At 61.7% G+C, this 16201-nt stretch carries 20 protein-coding genes and 1 tRNA gene; 6 read left to right on the top strand and 15 right to left on the bottom strand.

The annotated features are described in order from the left end of the window. Positions 1-54 precede the first annotated feature (54 nt). Positions 55-1833 (top strand): hypothetical protein, encoded by a 1779-nt coding sequence (locus BQ4888_RS03695; protein ID WP_092053837.1) that lies wholly within the window; start codon positions 55-57, stop codon positions 1831-1833. Positions 1834-2054: 221 nt separating this feature from the next. Here the strand turns inward: BQ4888_RS03695 and BQ4888_RS03690 are convergent, their stop codons facing one another. From BQ4888_RS03690 to BQ4888_RS03670, 5 genes are all read right to left on the bottom strand, one after another. After that, positions 2055-2405 carry a hypothetical protein gene (locus tag BQ4888_RS03690; protein WP_092053834.1) on the bottom strand — a complete coding sequence of 117 codons (351 nt, stop codon included), beginning with the start codon at positions 2403-2405 and terminating at the stop codon, positions 2055-2057. After that, the gene (locus tag BQ4888_RS03685; RefSeq protein WP_092053832.1) at positions 2402-2680 is read right to left on the bottom strand and encodes a hypothetical protein; all 279 of its coding nucleotides are present in this window, start codon (positions 2678-2680) and stop codon (positions 2402-2404) included. The genes BQ4888_RS03690 and BQ4888_RS03685 overlap by 4 nt, the downstream gene beginning before the upstream one ends. 113 nt (positions 2681-2793) lie before the next feature. Then, positions 2794-4536, bottom strand: a complete 1743-nt coding sequence (locus BQ4888_RS03680; RefSeq protein ID WP_092053830.1) for a carbon starvation CstA family protein — start codon at positions 4534-4536, stop codon at positions 2794-2796. An 88-nt stretch (positions 4537-4624) separates the two neighbouring features. After that, positions 4625-5128, bottom strand: a complete 504-nt coding sequence (locus tag BQ4888_RS03675; RefSeq protein ID WP_092053827.1) for a DUF6933 domain-containing protein — start codon at positions 5126-5128, stop codon at positions 4625-4627. Positions 5129-5136: 8 nt separating this feature from the next. Continuing rightward, entirely contained in the window at positions 5137-6138 is a 1002-nt protein-coding gene (locus BQ4888_RS03670; protein WP_092053825.1) for a methyltransferase, read from the bottom strand. Positions 6139-6208: 70 nt separating this feature from the next. Here BQ4888_RS03670 and BQ4888_RS03665 point away from each other — a divergent pair. Next, positions 6209-6284 (top strand) — tRNA-Thr (locus tag BQ4888_RS03665). A gap of 105 nt (positions 6285-6389) precedes the next feature. On the opposite strand, the gene BQ4888_RS03660 is transcribed toward BQ4888_RS03665, so the two are convergent. From BQ4888_RS03660 to BQ4888_RS03615, 10 genes are all read right to left on the bottom strand, one after another. After that, on the bottom strand, positions 6390-6734 hold the full coding sequence (locus BQ4888_RS03660; RefSeq protein WP_092053823.1) for a helix-turn-helix domain-containing protein: 345 nt from the start codon (positions 6732-6734) through the stop codon (positions 6390-6392). Beyond that, a complete protein-coding gene (locus BQ4888_RS03655; protein ID WP_092053821.1) occupies positions 6703-6981 on the bottom strand; it encodes a type II toxin-antitoxin system RelE family toxin in 279 nt (92 codons plus the stop codon). The genes BQ4888_RS03660 and BQ4888_RS03655 overlap by 32 nt, the downstream gene beginning before the upstream one ends. A gap of 174 nt (positions 6982-7155) precedes the next feature. Then, entirely contained in the window at positions 7156-7353 is a 198-nt protein-coding gene (locus tag BQ4888_RS03650) for a GSU3473 family protein (RefSeq protein ID WP_092053819.1), read from the bottom strand. 34 nt (positions 7354-7387) lie between these two features. After that, positions 7388-7675 (bottom strand): HigA family addiction module antitoxin, encoded by a 288-nt coding sequence (locus BQ4888_RS03645; RefSeq protein WP_092053816.1) that lies wholly within the window; start codon positions 7673-7675, stop codon positions 7388-7390. A 15-nt stretch (positions 7676-7690) separates the two neighbouring features. Continuing rightward, on the bottom strand, positions 7691-7969 hold the full coding sequence (locus BQ4888_RS03640; protein WP_092053814.1) for a type II toxin-antitoxin system RelE/ParE family toxin: 279 nt from the start codon (positions 7967-7969) through the stop codon (positions 7691-7693). Between the two features lie 66 nt (positions 7970-8035). Continuing rightward, positions 8036-8329 (bottom strand): DUF2845 domain-containing protein, encoded by a 294-nt coding sequence (locus BQ4888_RS03635; RefSeq protein ID WP_092053811.1) that lies wholly within the window; start codon positions 8327-8329, stop codon positions 8036-8038. Between the two features lie 9 nt (positions 8330-8338). Continuing rightward, positions 8339-8578, bottom strand: a complete 240-nt coding sequence (locus BQ4888_RS03630; protein WP_240746397.1) for a helix-turn-helix domain-containing protein — start codon at positions 8576-8578, stop codon at positions 8339-8341. After that, on the bottom strand, positions 8578-9141 hold the full coding sequence (locus BQ4888_RS03625) for an REP-associated tyrosine transposase (RefSeq protein WP_240746396.1): 564 nt from the start codon (positions 9139-9141) through the stop codon (positions 8578-8580). The genes BQ4888_RS03630 and BQ4888_RS03625 overlap by 1 nt, the downstream gene beginning before the upstream one ends. Positions 9142-9432: 291 nt before the next feature. Continuing rightward, positions 9433-9618 carry a hypothetical protein gene (locus BQ4888_RS17285; protein ID WP_140396587.1) on the bottom strand — a complete coding sequence of 62 codons (186 nt, stop codon included), beginning with the start codon at positions 9616-9618 and terminating at the stop codon, positions 9433-9435. Positions 9619-9864: 246 nt separating this feature from the next. Further along, positions 9865-11997 (bottom strand): sensor domain-containing protein, encoded by a 2133-nt coding sequence (locus BQ4888_RS03615; RefSeq protein ID WP_092053803.1) that lies wholly within the window; start codon positions 11995-11997, stop codon positions 9865-9867. A 332-nt stretch (positions 11998-12329) separates the two neighbouring features. Here BQ4888_RS03615 and BQ4888_RS17465 point away from each other — a divergent pair, with 332 nt between their 5' ends. The 4 genes from BQ4888_RS17465 to BQ4888_RS03595 all read left to right on the top strand — a co-directional run bounded on the left by BQ4888_RS17465 (position 12330) and on the right by BQ4888_RS03595 (position 16199). Beyond that, positions 12330-12479 (top strand): hypothetical protein, encoded by a 150-nt coding sequence (locus BQ4888_RS17465; RefSeq protein ID WP_170232945.1) that lies wholly within the window; start codon positions 12330-12332, stop codon positions 12477-12479. Positions 12480-12612: 133 nt separating this feature from the next. Continuing rightward, complete coding sequence (locus tag BQ4888_RS03605) at positions 12613-13092, top strand: 4Fe-4S dicluster domain-containing protein (RefSeq protein ID WP_092053798.1); 480 nt, start codon at positions 12613-12615, stop codon at positions 13090-13092. Position 13093: 1 nt separating this feature from the next. After that, the gene (locus BQ4888_RS03600) at positions 13094-14899 is read left to right on the top strand and encodes an aldehyde ferredoxin oxidoreductase family protein (RefSeq protein WP_092053795.1); all 1806 of its coding nucleotides are present in this window, start codon (positions 13094-13096) and stop codon (positions 14897-14899) included. A gap of 79 nt (positions 14900-14978) precedes the next feature. Further along, a complete protein-coding gene (locus tag BQ4888_RS03595) occupies positions 14979-16199 on the top strand; it encodes an NAD(P)/FAD-dependent oxidoreductase (protein WP_092053793.1) in 1221 nt (406 codons plus the stop codon). The last annotated feature ends 2 nt before the right edge of the window (positions 16200-16201 follow it).

Here is a 16201-nt window from a genome sequence, read left to right as displayed (position 1 = left end):
GTGCGAGCGGGTAAACTGTTTCAACCATTCATTTTTTCATATGAAACTTTACGGATGACCCTGCGACTTCGTTATTGTACGGCGCTGATTCTTTTCGCGGCCGCGTTGGTTTTCAGCCTCTCCACCCCGGCCTGTGCGGTTGCTACGGGCGGCGAGGGGGAGGCGGTGCGGGTGTGGTTTGCGCCTTTGACCCCGCGCCCCGGGGAGCCGATGCGGATTCTGGCGGTGGCCGTCGACGGCGAACTGACCGGCCTGCGGCTCACCGGCCCCGATGGGGCAGGGGAGGCGTTGCCGACGGTCCGCGCCGGTGGTCCGCCCTGGAGCTTGCGGGCGGTCGTGCCCGTAGCCGTCGCCGGCGGTTATCGCATCGAAGTCCTGCGCGCCGGCGCGGTCGTCGCCCGCGCCGAAATCGCGGTGGGCGAAGAGAGCGCGAAGCGCGGTTCGGGGCGCTGGGACCTGGCCAGCGAGGCGTTGTACGCCGCCTGGATCGAGCATCTCTTCGACGCCCCGCCGGAAGAATCCCTGAGTTTTCCTTCCCTCGAACCAGTGCTGCGCGATCCCGCCCGCAACTTCCTGTACGACTACCTGCGTCCGGGGGAAGATGCGCGGATTTCCGCCGAGCCCGACTGCGCCGATCTCCCCTATTTTCTGCGCGCCTATTTCGCCTGGAAGCTCGGCTTGCCCCTGGCTTACCGCCCCTGTGATAGGGGAACCGCCCAGCGACCGCCGCAATGCGGCCCGCCTCGCCTCGATACGAGCTTTGTCGGCACTCGGGCTGCGGCCGAGGCCTTTCGCAAAACAAGCCGCGATCTGGTGAACGTCGTTCATTCCGGCAATGCCCGCACCGCTCTCGACGCCGAGGCCTGCGACTTCTATCCGGTGCCCCTCACGCGCGAATATCTCTGGCCCGGAACCCTTTTCGCCGACCCCTACGGCCACATTCTGATCCTGACGAAATGGTTTCCCCAGACCGACACGAGCCCCGGCGTGCTGCTGGCGGTCGATGCCCAGCCGGACAATTCCGTCGCCCGCAAACGCTACTGGGAGGGGAACTTCCTCTTCGCCGCCACCCCCAGCGCCGGACCCGGCTTCAAGGCCTACCGTGCGCCGGGCCGCTCCGGCAAAAGCTGGCGGCAACCGGCCAACGCCGCCCTCGACGGCCGCTCGGGGCTGCCGCCCTTCTCCACGGAGCAGGCCGACATGGCGCCGGGCGACTTTTATGCCCGCATGGAAGGGCTGATCAATCCACAGGGTCTCAATCCGGAAGCCGCCTATCGCAGCACCCTCGACGCGTTGATGGAGCAGCTCGAAACCCGGGTGCGCTCGGTGGACAACGGCGAGAACTACATGCGCGCCGAGCGCGGAAGGGTGGTCGCCATGCCCAAGGGTCCGGCCATCTTCGAGACCGTCGGCCCCTGGGAGGATTACGCCACCCCCTCGCGAGACATGCGCCTGCTCATCGCCATGAAGGTATTGGCCGGACTGCCGGAGCGCATTCGCCGCCATCCGGAGTTGTTCAAGCTCGGCGACCGCGACGCGGAAGAAGCCGCCGCCGGGATCGAAGGCCTCCATGCCCGGACGGCGGAAGAGCGCTTCATCTCCTACACCCGTAGCGACGGCGGGACCTGGCGGCTGAGTCTGGCCGAAATCTATCGTCGGCAAGCGGCCCTGGAAATCGCCTACAATCCCAACGACTGCGTGGAACGGCGCTGGGGCGCGAGCCTCGATGCCGAAGATTTCGCCACCTGCAAACGCCGCGCCCCCGCCGACCAGATCGCCCGCATGGAACAATACCGCCCCTGGTTCCACGAAACCCGCCGCCCACCCCGCTGAAACCGGCGGCCCCCTCAGTCGGGGTCACATCTTGAAAACACACTTTTGACGGTCGGAGTCCCCGGTTGATGCGGTTCACTTCGTTCACCGCATCCTACGGGCTTGATTGATGGAAAGGGTTTGGGGGGCTTTCGAAAAGATCGGACGTGCGTGGGAGGGGGGAGAGAAAACATCGGTGGGAGCGATGAAACGGTCAGACGGTCAGGTTCGGAGTGTCTTCCTTACTCTCCCGCATGCTTATTTTCCGTTTTCCAGCGGAAACGGTTTTGCCCGCCGATGCGGATATTCAGGAGCAGTATCGGTTCCTGTGGATCGGGCGGCTCCCAGTAGAGGACGAGAAAATCCCGGGCGCCGGCGTTCAGGACATATTCCCGAACAGTGATCTCTTTTCCGGCGACCGTTCTTCTGCGGGCGGGGGCAATCTCTTCGAAACGGGTGATATTGGCCAGCATCTCCCGATAGGCGGTGTGCAGGCGTTCGACGAAACGAACCGCGCCGAGTTCGGCATAGTCGTCAAGAAACTCCTGCAACCGCCGGGCGAAGAGGGGGGTGGCGACAACCTTGCGCGTCATCCCCGTTGTTTTTCCGCGATCGTCCGGGCTCGGGCGAGGGCCTCGTCGAACAGGGTTTCCACGGTTTCGGCCGAGACGTGGTTGCCGGTCAGTTCATAGTCTTCCCAGGCGGCCAGGGCTTCCGCCTCGAATTGAAGGTCGGCCTCGGCGGCTTCGATCGCCGGACTGCCGACCGCTTCCAGCACCGCCGCCATCGATCGCCCCATCTTTCGGGAAAGTCTCTCCAGACGTTCGGCGAACTCGTCATTCACGCGTAAATTCAGTTGACGGGTCATGATGGTTTCCTTTCGGCTTTTTTCACGCTAGCAGTCGCTAGCATCTCTGTCAAGAAGTCCGGTTTCACTGCGGATACTCCGACAGTGACATGCGGCCGGTAGTGACCGTCAAACTACTCCCCCGGTTCCGGCGCCAGGTCTTCGTTGAGGTGGGTGCGTTGTCCCCCGCGCAGGGAGCAGGCGGCGCCGATGAGCAGCCAGAGGGTGAGGAGCAGGATGACGACCGAAAGGGAGAAGAGCAACATGTTCCCCCGGGCGTAAAAATCCCTCAGGTTGATGGCCATGGCCCAGGTGGTCATGACCAGCATGAAGAGCATCGGCAAAAAGGTGATGAGAATGTTCTTGCCCTTCTTCGCCAGGTAGACGGTGGCGACGGTCAGCCCGAGGGCGGCCAGCAGCTGGTTGAGGGCGCCGAACATCGGCCAGAGCACCAGGGCGCCCTTGGCCCCGGGCTGGGCGAAGCAGAGCGCCGCGGCCATGACGACCACCACCAGGGTCGCCGCGTAATTATTGTGCAGGGGACGCATGACCACACCCTCGCGGTTGCGGAAGATTTCCTGCAACGACAACCGCTGGATGCGAGTCGCCGAGTCGAGGGTGGTGCCGGCGAAGGAGACGATGAAGACGGCGATGAGGGATTTCCCCAACTCCGGGGGAATGCCGAGGGCACCGAGCAGGTTGGCGGCGCCGACCACGAAGGCCTCGATCATCGCCGCCATCCCCTGGGCCGAGGCCCAGCTGGCGTAATGGACGCGGAAGGCCTCGGCGCCGGTGTAGAGTACCTCCCCCTTGACCAGCCCCATGCCCATGCCGCCGGCGATGGCCGCCAGCGCCAGGGCCGCGAGCAGCCCTTCGATGAGCATGCCGCCGTAGCCGATGGCGAGCATATCCTCCTCTTTGTCGATCTGTTTCACCACGGTGCCCGAGGCGGCCAGGGAGTGAAAACCGGAAATGGCGCCGCAGGCGATGGTGATGAAAAGGAGCGGGAAGAGGGGCGGGATGTCCGTGCCCGGGGCGAAGGCTGCCGGATTGAGGGCCGGGGCGGTGAGCGGCGGGTGGGCGACGCAGAGCCCCAGGGTGAGCAGGGCCATGGCGATGAGCAACTGGTTCGAGTTGATGTAGTCGCGGGGTTGCAGCAGCACATGGACCGGCAGGGTCGAGGCGATGAAGGCATAGGCCAGCAGGATCAGGGTCCAGGTGACGATGGGTGAGCCGGCGATGGGGGGAACGGTGATCGGGAAGTAGAGGCCGAGGCCGATGCTCAGATACATGAGAACGAGGGCGACCAGGGATTGGAAGGTGTCGTTTTCGCCGCGGTAGAGCCGCCGTCCCAGCCAGACGGCGATGGGGATCTGCAGCCAGATCGGCAGCACCGACTGGGGATACATGGTGAAGAGGATGCCCATGATCATGGCGAAGATGGCGACCACGATCCAGAGCAGAAACTGGATGATGAGTTGAAAGGCGTGGCGGGTCGTCGGGTTGAGCAGGTCGCCGGTCAAATCCCCGAGGGTGCGGCCGCGATGGCGGGCGCTCATGACCATGGCGGAAAAGTCGTGAACCGCGCCGAGAAAGATCGAGCCGAAAATGACCCAGAGGGTCGCGGGGAGCCAGCCCCAGATAATGCCGATGGCCGGGCCGACAATGGGGCCGAGGCCGGCGATGGTGGTGAAGTGGTGGCCGAGGACGATATGCCGCTTCGAGGGGATATAATCGACATCGTCGCGGAAGCGGTGGGCGGGCATGCGGTTACGGTTCGACAGCTCGAAAATCCGCCGGCCGAGAAAGCGGCCGTAGAGGCGATAGGCGAGCAGATAACCGGCGGCGGCGAGGAGCATGTAGACCAGGCTGTTCACGGCGAAGCCTCCCGACAGGAATGAGGACTGATGAAGATTAGTTACTCCTCAATTTTCCTCCTGTCAACATCCACGAACGCCCCGGATTCTACAGCCGCGCCACCTTCTCCAGCATCCCCTTTTCCGGCCAAAGCCAGGCGCCGCGCGCCGTCACCGGGCGTCGGTTGAGCATGAGCGCCACCGTCACCGGATCAAGTTCCAGCGGATTGTCGACAGCCTCCAGATAGATGCTCAGGTCGGTGGCGGCGACATTCAGCGAGCCAAGGACCGAGCGGTCGGTGGCGCGGTCGAAACGAGGCGGACCGAGGGCCAGCCCGACGCGCATGACCCGACTCTCCGGCACCTCCAGCGCGGCCAGGCTGAGCAGGAAGAGATCCCGGTGCAGGCGTCCCAGCTCCTTGAAATGACTCTTGTTCACCCCCGGCAGAAAGAGCATGTAGCGGGTTTCGTCGTGACAGAAGAGCAGGCACTGGCGGCGTTTGAGCTGGAAGAGGTGGGCGTGCCAGCTGCCCAGCACGGCGGTTTCCTCCAAGGACTCGGCGACAGGTTCCGGCAGCCGTTCGGCGATTTTTTTCGAGCAATGCAGCAGCATTTCCCGCCTCAATCCTTATAGCCGGCGAGGATGCCCGCGCCATTGGGCAAATCCACCAGCAGACGCTCGATCCGCGCCAGCCCGGCCTCTTCCATCAGCTGCCGGATTTCCGGCTCGCTGTAAGCCTGACCGTCGCGGGTGACCAGCAGCATGTTGAGCGAAAAGAGGGCCGGAAAAAGGGGCGCGGCGCGGTTGCCGTCGAGGACGAATTCCTGCACCAGCAGCATTCCCCCCGGTTCCAGGGCCGCCGTCGCCTTCGCCAGCAAATGGGCGCAATCGTCCGGCCCCTCACCGTGCAGCACATGCGAGAGCCAGGCCACATCAAAAGTGCCGGGGATGGCGTCGTGCTCGAAATCCCCTGCCGCAAAGTGGATGCGCTCGCTCATGCCGAAGCGCGCCAGGGTCTTTTCGGCGAAGGGGCGGGTGGTGGCGAGATCGAAGATCACCCCCTGCAACTCGGGATTTTTTTGGCAGAAATGGATGGCGTAGGTGCCCGGCCCACCACCCAGATCGAGCAGCCGTTTGCGGCCGGAAAGATCGACCTGCTCGGCCACGCGCGGCGCGACGAACATGGCCAGGTTGAACATGCCGAGCAGGAAGCTTTCCCGCTCCTGCTCCTCGGCCTCGTGGGAGACGCTGCGCCGCACCGGCGCGCCGCTGCGCACCGCCTCGTCGAGCCGCGCCCAACTCGCCACCAGGTGATGATGGTGCATGATCATGTGTCCGAGATAGCTCGGTGCGGCCCGGTCGAGAAACTCGCGGGCGAAATCGGTCGCGGTGTAACGCTCGCCCTCCTTGGTCAACAGTTCCAGCGCCGTTAAGGCGTCCAAGAGCATCGCCAGGCCACGCGCCGAAAAACCGCGCCGGGCGGCAAGCTCGGCGGCGGAAAGTTGCTCGGTGGCAAGGGGTGAAAAGACATCGAGCTTCACTCCGGCGTGCAGGGTGCAGGTATTCCAGTAGCTGCCCGAAAGTTTCAACAGTTCGGCGGGGTTCCAGGATCCAGTGGGCATAACACCTCCATGGGAAGATTTCATTGACAATCCTTCGGCGTTTGCGTTAAAAACAGAGCTTCGAAACAACGCCGCTATAGCTCAGTTGGTAGAGCAACTGATTCGTAATCAGTAGGTCGTCCGTTCAAGTCGGATTAGCGGCTCCATTAAAATCAAGGGGTTACGGGTTTTTGCCTGTAGCCCCTTGGTCGTTTTTGGGGTCATTGTCATGTGCAATGTAAACAAGTGGCACACAAGCTTACTGGGATATTTCAGAGAAAAATCCGGTAATCGACATTCAGCGCTTCGGCCAACCGCCGCGCCGACTCCTTGCCGATGGGGCGCTTGCCGGTTTCCATTTCGCTGATGTGGTGCTGGGAAATGCCGGTCCTCTCCTTCAATTCAACCTGAGTCAAACCTTCCTTGATGCGCGCCCCTTTCAGGACCGATCCCGGCAAATTCGTTTCCGCTTCGGGAAACGCCGCCCGCCAGGGTACGGCATCGCCGACTTCTTTCAGGCCGATGGCCGCGGCAAAGCGCCGAAGTTCCTGAACCTTGTCGGCGGGGCCGGTGAAGCGTACCGCCTCAGTAGGGCGCTTTTTCGTGTGTACCTGCATAGATCACCTCCACGAGCCGGGCGGAATGTTCCGTTTCTTCCCAAACGGCGACATAGGTCGGACGGCCTTTTTTCAGGTGGCAGTGGTGCAGCCCGCTCCCCAGTTTGCCGTAGTTGGACCAGTTGCCGCGAACCGGCCCGGCCACCTCGATTTCCCGTATCAGGGTCAGCAGGGCCGTTCGTATGCTTTGGGGCAACTTGGCCACCTGCTTTTCGGCCTTGCGGGTCAATAAAACTGTCCAGCTCATATAATATACCTATGGATGGGATGTTTGCAAGGTGTCCGCCCTAGCTGAAAAGTTAGCCCAATTAAAATCAAGGGGTTACGGGTTTTTTCCCGTAACCCCTTGGTCGTTTTTGAGCGTGGGTGCGTATCGGCTGTCCGCGTCGCGTTTTTCCCTTCGGCAATCAGGCGCGATGGGTCAGCGGTCGGCGGATCGGCGTTCCGCGCCCTGATAGCCGTTGTCGCCGCGTCGGGTGCGCACCGGGTCGATGCCCAGGGCAACCCAGCCGCTGGAGCGCTTGAAGGAGCGGATCTCTTCCCGGTCAATGAGGCGGTCAAGGATGAAAGGTTTGACCAGATCGTGGCGGCCGTCGGGATAGATTACGGGAATCAGCATGCGCCCTCCTGTCTGAATTTGTTATTTTTATGGGTTAGGCCGCCAGGGTCAGTTTTTCGACACGCAGATCTTTAAGTTTTTTCTCTGCCTGCCACAGGTCATAGTGCATCTGCTGGGACAACCAACTTTCCGGCGTCGTATCGAAGGCGATGGATAGACGCAAAGCCATTTCCGGGCTGATGCCGGTTTTGCCATTCAGCAGTTCCGAGAGCGCCTTGCGCGAAACCCCCAACGCCTTGGCTGCGGCGGTAACGGTGATCCCCAGGGGTTCCAGACAGAGCTCCCGAATCACTTCGCCGGGATGAGGCGGGTTGTGCATCATGGGGCGCTCCTTTCTTCAATGGTAATCAAGGTAGTCAACGTTACAGACGTCTTGGCCGTCAAAGCAAAAGATGACCCGCCAGTTCCCGCTGACGCTCACCGACCAGAATCCGACAAGGTCACCGCTCATGGGATGTAACCGTAGTCCGGGCAGGTCCATGTCGCGGGGTTCCCGCGAAGAATCAAGCCGGGCCAGGATCAGCCGCAGACGATTGGCATGTTGTCCTTGAATGCCCGATTTGTTCCCGGTTTCATAAAATTGGCGCAGGCCCTTGTGGCGGAAACCAATGATCATGACGAATTGTAACCTGGTAGGTGTCGGGTGTCAATTGGCGTCGCAACGGTTTGGCGTCGTAACGGTTCAATCCAGCTGTTTCACGGACGAAACCTGTGTACCGTTGATAATGATGACATAATCCTTGCCGTAGTCGAGTTTTTCGTAAAACCATTCGTCGGTGCGGGTTTCGACCTTGACGTTGTTGGATTTGATTGTGGTGCTGCCGATGGGGGCGACGTGATCGGGGGTGCCGCAGTATTTCAGCACCTCGTATTTCGAGACGCCGGGTTCGATGATCTGCCCCCGGCAGCGGACCGAATCGGCTAGGGCCGGAGAGGCGAGGATGAGAAGGGCGATAGTGAAGAAAATGTTTTTCATGGAAGACTCCTACAAAAACAGCCGGTAGTCGGCATTCAGCACCGCCGCCAGCTTGCGGGCGTTGTCCTTGCCGATGCCGCGTTTGCCGTTTTCCATTTCGCTGATGTGCCGTTGCGGGATGCCGGTGCGCGCGGACAGTTGGGCCTGGGTCAGATCCTCGCGGTAGCGCAGGCCGCGCAACGCCGCTCCGGCGCGATTTGTCGCCAGTTCGGGGAAAACCTCGTGGGCCGGGATGGTGGTCGCTCTCATTATGTCCCTCCGTAGGATGCGGTGAGCGCAGCGAACCGCATCAATCCGGTTCCCCACCAAAAATACCATCCGGGTCGCCGACCCATTACCCCCTGGCGGACATATTTGTGAAAACTGGAATAAGGCCAATCCACCACCCGCTCAACCCAGCCATGTTTCACCGGATTCCAATGGATGTAATCGACGTGACGCCGATAGTCCTCCTCATCGCGGATGAGGTGTTCCCAGTAGCGGCGTTGCCAAATGCCGCGCTCACCCCGTTTCATGCGGCTTGCCGATACAGGTTCCGCCGCCGGGATTTGTCGTGAGAACCCGGCTTTGATGAGGGACCAGCGGGTTTTATAGTCGGCATCGCCTTCGGGCAGGGTCCACATGCAATGCAGATGATCGGGCAGGACCACCATAGCGTCGATGGTGAAGGGATGCGCGATTTTGATCCGGCGGATGACGTGTCGAAGCAGCTCGATATTTTCCGTCAGAAGAGAGTTCCCTTGGCGTTTGGCGCAGTTGACCGTGAAAAAGTAGGTGCCGCCGGGAATTTTGGCTCTTCGGTAGTTGGTCATGGTGTTGTTTGGGCGGTGAGGATTCTGGTTTGTCGGGCGATGCGGTTCGCTGCGCTCACCGGCATCCTACGGCGTTGGGTGGATCGGTTATGTCGGGTCGATGTCATACCATTTTCGTAGGATGCGGTGAACGGATGTGAACCGCATTAATCCGGCCTGCCTTGTGATGCGGTTCGCTGCGCTCACCGGCATCCTACGGCGTTGGGTTGATCGGTTATGTCGGGTCGATGTCATGCCATTTTCGTAGGATGCGGTGAACGAATGTGAACCGCATCGGTTGCCCGTCCTCCCTCAACTCACATAGCGTCCCTCTTCCATTTCGCGCGCCTGGCCGATGGAGGCGAGGGCGGCGAGAATTTCGCGGACTTTGGGTTCGCGGGCGTTTTTGAATTGCTCTTTGAGTTCCCGGGCGGAAATGGGGGCGGTTTGGCGAGGTTCGACATGGAACCATCCTGCGAAAAAGGCAAGAAAGGTCAAAATGTACCCGTTTCGGCGGGAAAGGGGAAGGGTTTTGCGGGGATAGGCGAGGGGTGAGAGGTGCGGGATGGGGGATTGATATTGTCGGTCGATGCGGTTCGCTGCGTTCACCGCAACCTAAGTAAATGAAGGTAGGATGCCAGTGAGCGTAGCGAACCGAATCGTGTAGCGCGGATTGAGATAATTCTTGCCGAGGCGCCGCAAGTGGGGAATTTTGACACCCCTTACGTCAAAAAACGGACCCCCTCAGGTCGGCAGGGGAACTTCTCGTGAAGCGCTCCGTCGGACAAAGGGAAGGACGTCCTCGCCGGGAAGGGGGCGGGAAAAATAGAAACCCTGGATGTCTTCAATCCCCATCTCGGTGATCAGTTCCAGTTGCTCACGGGTTTCCACCCCTTCGGCGATGATGTTGAGTTTCAGGCTTCTGGCCATGGCGACGATGGCGCGGATGATTTCCAGATGCTCGATACTGGCGGGAATTTCCCGCACAAACTCCTGAGCCACCTTGATCCGGTCGATGGGAAAATGCTTGAGGTAGCTCAGCGACGAATAGCCGGTGCCGAAGTCGTCAATGGCCAGGGAGACCCCCATGTTCTTGAGTTCACGCAGGCATTCGCTTCGGCCTTTATCCTTCTGCAGCAGCACGCCTTCGGTAATTTCCAGTTCCAGATCGTGCGGGTCGAAGCCGGTTTCGGCGAGAACTTTCCGTACCATGGCCGGAACATTGGAACGCTTGAACTGGATCGGGGAAAGATTGACGCCCAGGCGCAAATCGTTGAATCCCTGCTCCTGCCAGCGGCGGGTTTGCAGGCAGGCCTGGCGCAGGGTCCATTCCCCCATGGGCAGGATCAGTCCGGTTTCTTCCGCCAGGGGGATGAACTGGTCCGGCGGGACCGTGCCCAAAGAGGGATGTCGCCAGCGGGTCAGGGCCTCAATGCCGCTGACCCGGCCGCTGACGGCGTCAACCTGGGGCTGATACAGAAGAAAAAATTCCTGTTCGCGCAGAGCGCGGTGCAGATCGACTTCCACTTGCAGACGTTTCGAGGCCCGGCGGTTCATCTCGCGGGAATAGAAGCGGAAGGTTCCGCCGCCGGTGCCCTTGGCCTCGTACATGGCCAGTTCCGCATGCTTCAGCAACTCGTCGGCGGACTCTCCGTCGTTGGGATAAAGGGCGATACCGATGCTGCCGCTGATGAAGACTTCCATCCCGGCGAGATTGATCGGTGCCGACAGAATTTGTTGGAAGTGATTGATGGTTGTAAGAATTTCGCGCACTTCGTTTGCCGAGGAAAGAAACAAAACGAATTCGTCTCCGCCGGGGCGGCTCAGGGTGTCGCTTTTGCGCACGTTCCCCTTGAGCCGTTCGGCGACGATTTTCAGAACCTGATCGCCGGCTTTGTGCCCCAGGGTGTCGTTGATCTTTTTGAAATTGTCCAGATCGAGGAAGATGACGCCGAGGGAACGATTTTCGCGCCGGGCCAGGTGCAACGCCTGCTTCAGCCGATCGAGAAAGAGGACGCGGTTCGGCAGGCCCGTCAGGGAATCGAAATAGGCCAGCGTTTCGATCTGTTTCGCCGCTTCCTTGCGGGCGGTGATGTCGCGGCAGACATGGACCAGCTGGCGGACCTCGCCGGTTTCGTCGAAGATCGGCGAGGTGGCGATATCCAGCCAAGTTTCCTTCCCTTCGGAAGTAAAGATGTGATGTTCCATCACCACCGGCTTCTTCGTCAGGATCGCTTCTCTCAGGGGGCACAGGTTATGACCGTCCTGGCGGAAGGGGGCGGAAGGGGGAAAGACGAGGTCGTGGCAGCGCAGGCCGACGGCGGTTTCGGCAGTCGTGCCGAAAAGGCGGACGAACTCTTTGTTGGCATTGAGAATCCGGAAGGAGCGACTATCGATGATCGCCACGGCATCCTGCATTTCATTGAGAATGGTGTTCCAGAGGAGGCCATGTTCCTGCAACTCGCGCTGCGAAGACTTGAGTTCGGAGATATTGAGGAAGGTGGTGACGACGCCGTCAATGTCGCCGTTGGGGCCGAGTAGGGGGGACTTGAGGGCGACGAATTGCCGCTCGTCGCCGTCGGCCAGGCGCAGCTGGCCTTCGCAGGAGTGGATACCGCCGTCTTTGAGAACCGCCCGGTCCATTTGCATGCACTGGTCCTGATACTCGTTCGGAGCGATTTCGCGCAGGGTGCGGCCGATGATCTGCGCTTTCGTCAGGCCGAGCCATTGTTCCAGTTCGCGATTGCACCGCAGGTAGTGACCGTTTCTGTCCTTGATCAGGACCGGATGGGGCAAGGCGTCGAGAACCGCCTGGGAGAAGTGCGAATCATCCTGTTCGTTCAGAGGCGCGTCATGGGTATCGTCGTGCAAAAGCATCCCTGCTCCTTGCTATGGCGGGAGAGCGGGGCGCCCCGGAAAATCCGGTGCGCGTTTTCCTTTCTCCGCGGATGGTCTTGGGAGGCGTTTCATGCCCCCGGGGCCGGTTGGATAAACGTTGAAGGTAATTTTTTAATCAAAGCAAAATTGGTGCCAAGTATCTGTTTCGGTTATGGAAAAATATTTTTAACTATTCAGAATCTTCTCCTGTGTCAAGCCGGGTTGGGGACATGATGGTGGTTATTTACACGGCATAAACGTCCCCAGGGATGTCCTCGGGGAATCCCATCGTTACCGAAGCGACGCCCGACAGCGCCCAGGAGAATGATTTCGTGACCGTGTATGGCGACCCGCTTGATTCCAAGGTCTTGAAGGAGATGCAGGAGGAGATCGCCGCCTCCCTCACCCGGGGGCGCGCCGGGTTTTTCGACCCGTCCCTGCGGCCGATGGCCGAAAGCGGCCGGGGGCGTTTGTCGAAATAAGGCTGGGGTGAATGGCAGCCACCGCCCGGAGGGAATCCTGAGTTGACAGCCGGTTTTTCTAATCTATAAATAAATTTCGTCGCTTATCCGCGCCGAACTGTTCCGTTTTCGTTCCGGTCGAAGGAGGTTGCCCATGCAGAAGCTGATCCGTATCGAGCCGTCCAAATGCGTCGGCTGCAAGAGCTGCGAGCTGGCCTGTTCGTTCAAGCACCGGGGGATGTTCGCGCCGAGCCAATCCCGCATCGTCAACGAGGTCTTTCTCGATGAGGCCAAGTTCATCACCGTCACCTGTATGCAATGCGACGAGCCCTGGTGCCTGAAGGCCTGTCCCAAGGGGGCGATTGCCAAGGACGCGGTTTCCGGGGTGGTGAGCGTCGACGAAATGAAATGCGTCGGCTGCCGCACCTGCGTCAGCGCCTGCCCCTTCGGCATGATTACTTATCAGGAAAGCAGCCGCAAAGCCGACAAGTGCAACCTGTGCGCCGGCGATTTTCCCGAGTGCGTGACCTTCTGCCCGACCCGCTGCCTGACCTTCTCGGAAGAGGACAAGCCGCTGCGGGAGAAAGTTTTGCGTTTCGTCAACACCATGAAAGACGGCCAGGGGGAGGTGTAAGATGGGCAAGGGATGGATCGGCAAGGTGTTGCGCGTCAATCTGACGGCCGGGACGTGCGCCGTGGAAAAACTCAATGAAGCCTGGGCGCGGGAATATCTCGGCGGGCGCGGGCTGGCCTCGAAATATCTGTGCGAGGAAGTCGACCCCGGGGTCGATCCCCTGGGGCCGGAGAATAAGCTGATTTTCGCCGCCGGTCCCTTGACCGGCACCTACGGCGCCGCCAACGGCCGCTATATGGCGGTGACCAAGTCGCCCCTGTCCGGGACCATCGCCAGCTCCAATTCGGGGGGCTACTTTCCGAGTGAGCTGCGCTACGCCGGTTACGACCTGATTATTTTCGAAGGCAAATCGCCACGTCCGGTCTATCTGCAGATCCACAACCAGAACGTGAAACTGGCGGACGCTTCGCAGCTTTGGGGGGAGTCGACGGATCGTACCGAGGATCTCATCCGCGAGAAGTTCCACGGCGACGCCAAGGTCGCCTGCATCGGCCCGGCCGGGGAGCGCGGGGTGCTCTTCGCCAACATCATGAACGACAAGCATCGCGCCGCCGGGCGCAGCGGGGTCGGGGCGGTGATGGGGAGCAAGAACCTCAAGGCGGTGGCGGTGCGCGGCAACGGCGGGGTCGAAGTGGCCGATCCCCAGGGTTACCGGGCGGCGGCCCTCGACAGCTACGGGCTGCTGCGCAACAATCCCGTTTCGGGGCAGGGCTTGCCCGCCCTCGGTACGGCGGTGCTGGTCAACATCATCAACCAGAGCGGAGCCCTGCCGACCAACAACTTCCAGTTCGATACCTTCGCCGGGGCCGAGGCGATTTCCGGCGAAAAGCTGGCGGAAACCTACCTCAAGCGCAACAAGAGCTGCCTCGGCTGCGTCATCGGCTGCGGCCGGGTGACACGCCTCTCCGGCGCCGCCTATCAGGGGAGCGGCGAGGGGCCGGAGTACGAAAGCATCTGGGCGCTGGGCGCGGCCTGCGGCGTCGCCGACCTGGCGGCGGTGACCAAGGCCAACTACCTGTGCAACGAGTACGGCATGGATACCATCACCGCCGGGGCGACGGTGGCCTGCGCCATGGAGCTTTTCGAAAAAGGGTTGCTGAGCGAGGCCGAGGTGGGGATGCCGCTCCCCTTCGGTGACGGCGCGGCCATGGTCAAGCTGATCGAGTTGACCGCCAAGAACGAGGGCTTCGGGCAAAAACTCGCCCTCGGTTCCTACCGCCTGGCGGAGCTTTACGGCGCGCCGGAGCTGTCGATGAGCGTCAAGAAGCTGGAATTTCCCGCCTACGACGGTCGGGGGCTGCAGGGAATGGCGTTGCAGTACGCCACCAGCAACCGGGGCGCCTGCCATGTGCGTGGCTATCTGGTCTCGCCGGAAATTCTCGGCCTGCCGGAGAAGCTCGATCCCCAGGCGGTCGAGGGCAAGGCGAGCTGGACCCGAATCTTCCAGGATTTCACCGCCGTGGTCGACTCGGTCGGCGTCTGTCTTTTCACCACCTTCGCCATCGGCGCCCCGCAGGTGACGCGCCTGCTCAACGCCGCCACCGGCCTGACCCTCGACGAAGAAGCGCTGTTGGTCGTCGGCGACCGCATCTGGAACCTGGAGCGGCAGTTCAACCTCAAGGCCGGGGTCGATCCGAGCCAGGACACCCTGCCGAAGCGCCTGCTCGAAGAACCGATCCCCGATGGCCCGCTGCAGGGGGCGACAGCGCGGCTCGGTGAGATGCTCCCCGAGTACTACCGCTTGCGAGGCTGGAGCGCCGAGGGTGTTCCTACCGAGGCGAAACTCCAGTCGCTGGGATTAAGCTGATATCTGCGCATCGTCCCCCTCACCCCTGCCCCTCTCCCCCGGGGAGAGGGGTTAACACCGCTCTCGGTTGGAGACATGAGTGGCTGACCATTTCGACATCGTCATCGTCGGCAACAGCGCCGCCGGCTTGCAGGCCTTGCGCGTTCTGCGCAAGCATGACCGCGCGCGTTCCATCCTGCTGGTCGACCGCGAGGACCGCCCCGCCTATTCGCGGGTGCTCACCCCCTATTTCATCGGCGGCAAGACCGAACGGGAGAACCTCTTCATCGTCGATCAGGCCTTCTACCGGGAGCTCGGCATCACCACCCGCTTCGGCCGGACGGCGACGTCCCTTGACGTCGACGGCCACACCCTGACCCTCGATGACGGCGCCGAGATCTCATTCGGCCAACTGCTCCTCGCCGTCGGCAGCGAGGCCCGGCCCCTGGCGGTTCAGTCCGGGCGCGTCTCGGTGCTGCGCCATCTCGACGACGCCGACCGCCTGGCCCGTTTTCTCCCCGGTGCCCGCGCCATCGCCGCCCTCGGCGCCGGGCTGGTGAGCCTGCCCCTGCTTTCCCACGCCCCGGCGGAAACGGAAAAACACCTGATCGTCGGATCAAACCGGATTTTCAGCCGCCTGCTCGACGCCGAATCCGCCCAATTCCTCGAAGAGCGTTTCGTCGCCGCCGGTTTGCAACTGCACAAGCGGGACGACATCGCCGAGCTGAGGGATGACGGTCGCCTTGCCCTCACACTGAACTCGGGCAAGAACCTGACCGTCGATCTGCTCATCGTCGGCAAGGGGGTCCAGCCCAATACCGATCTGGCACGGCGGGCGGGATTGGCGGTGGGGGACGGCATCCGCGTCGATGCCTGTTGCCGCGCCGGCCATCCCCACATCTACGCCGCCGGCGACTGCGCCGAAGGGGCGGATTTCGTCACCGGCGAGCCGACGGTGCAGGGCAACTGGCTGACCGCCGTCGAACAGGGGGAGGTCGCCGCCCTGAACATGCTCGGCCGCGACTGCCGCTACGAGGGGAGTCTGAAGAACAACATCAGCGAGATCTTCGGCACCGATCTGGCGGTGGTCGGCTACTGCGGCGACGACGCTCCGGCCGCCCGAGTCTTTTGTGACGGCGCGAATGGCCGTTACCGCAAGCTCTTTCTCGACGGGCAGAAGCGCCTGCTCGGTGCTGTCCTTGTCGGCGAAAGTAACGACGCCGGGGTCTACTATCATCTGATAAAATCCCGCGCCCCCCTCCCCGAAGCCGCCCACCTTTCCGGCACCAACCGCTACGCCGGATTGGTCCGGGACTGGTAAGG

Source organism: Desulfuromonas acetexigens (assembly GCF_900111775.1).
Lineage (GTDB): Bacteria > Desulfobacterota > Desulfuromonadia > Desulfuromonadales > Trichloromonadaceae > Trichloromonas > Trichloromonas acetexigens.
The sequence above is the reverse complement of the archived record's forward strand: the minus strand, read 5'-3'. Positions and strand labels throughout refer to the sequence as shown.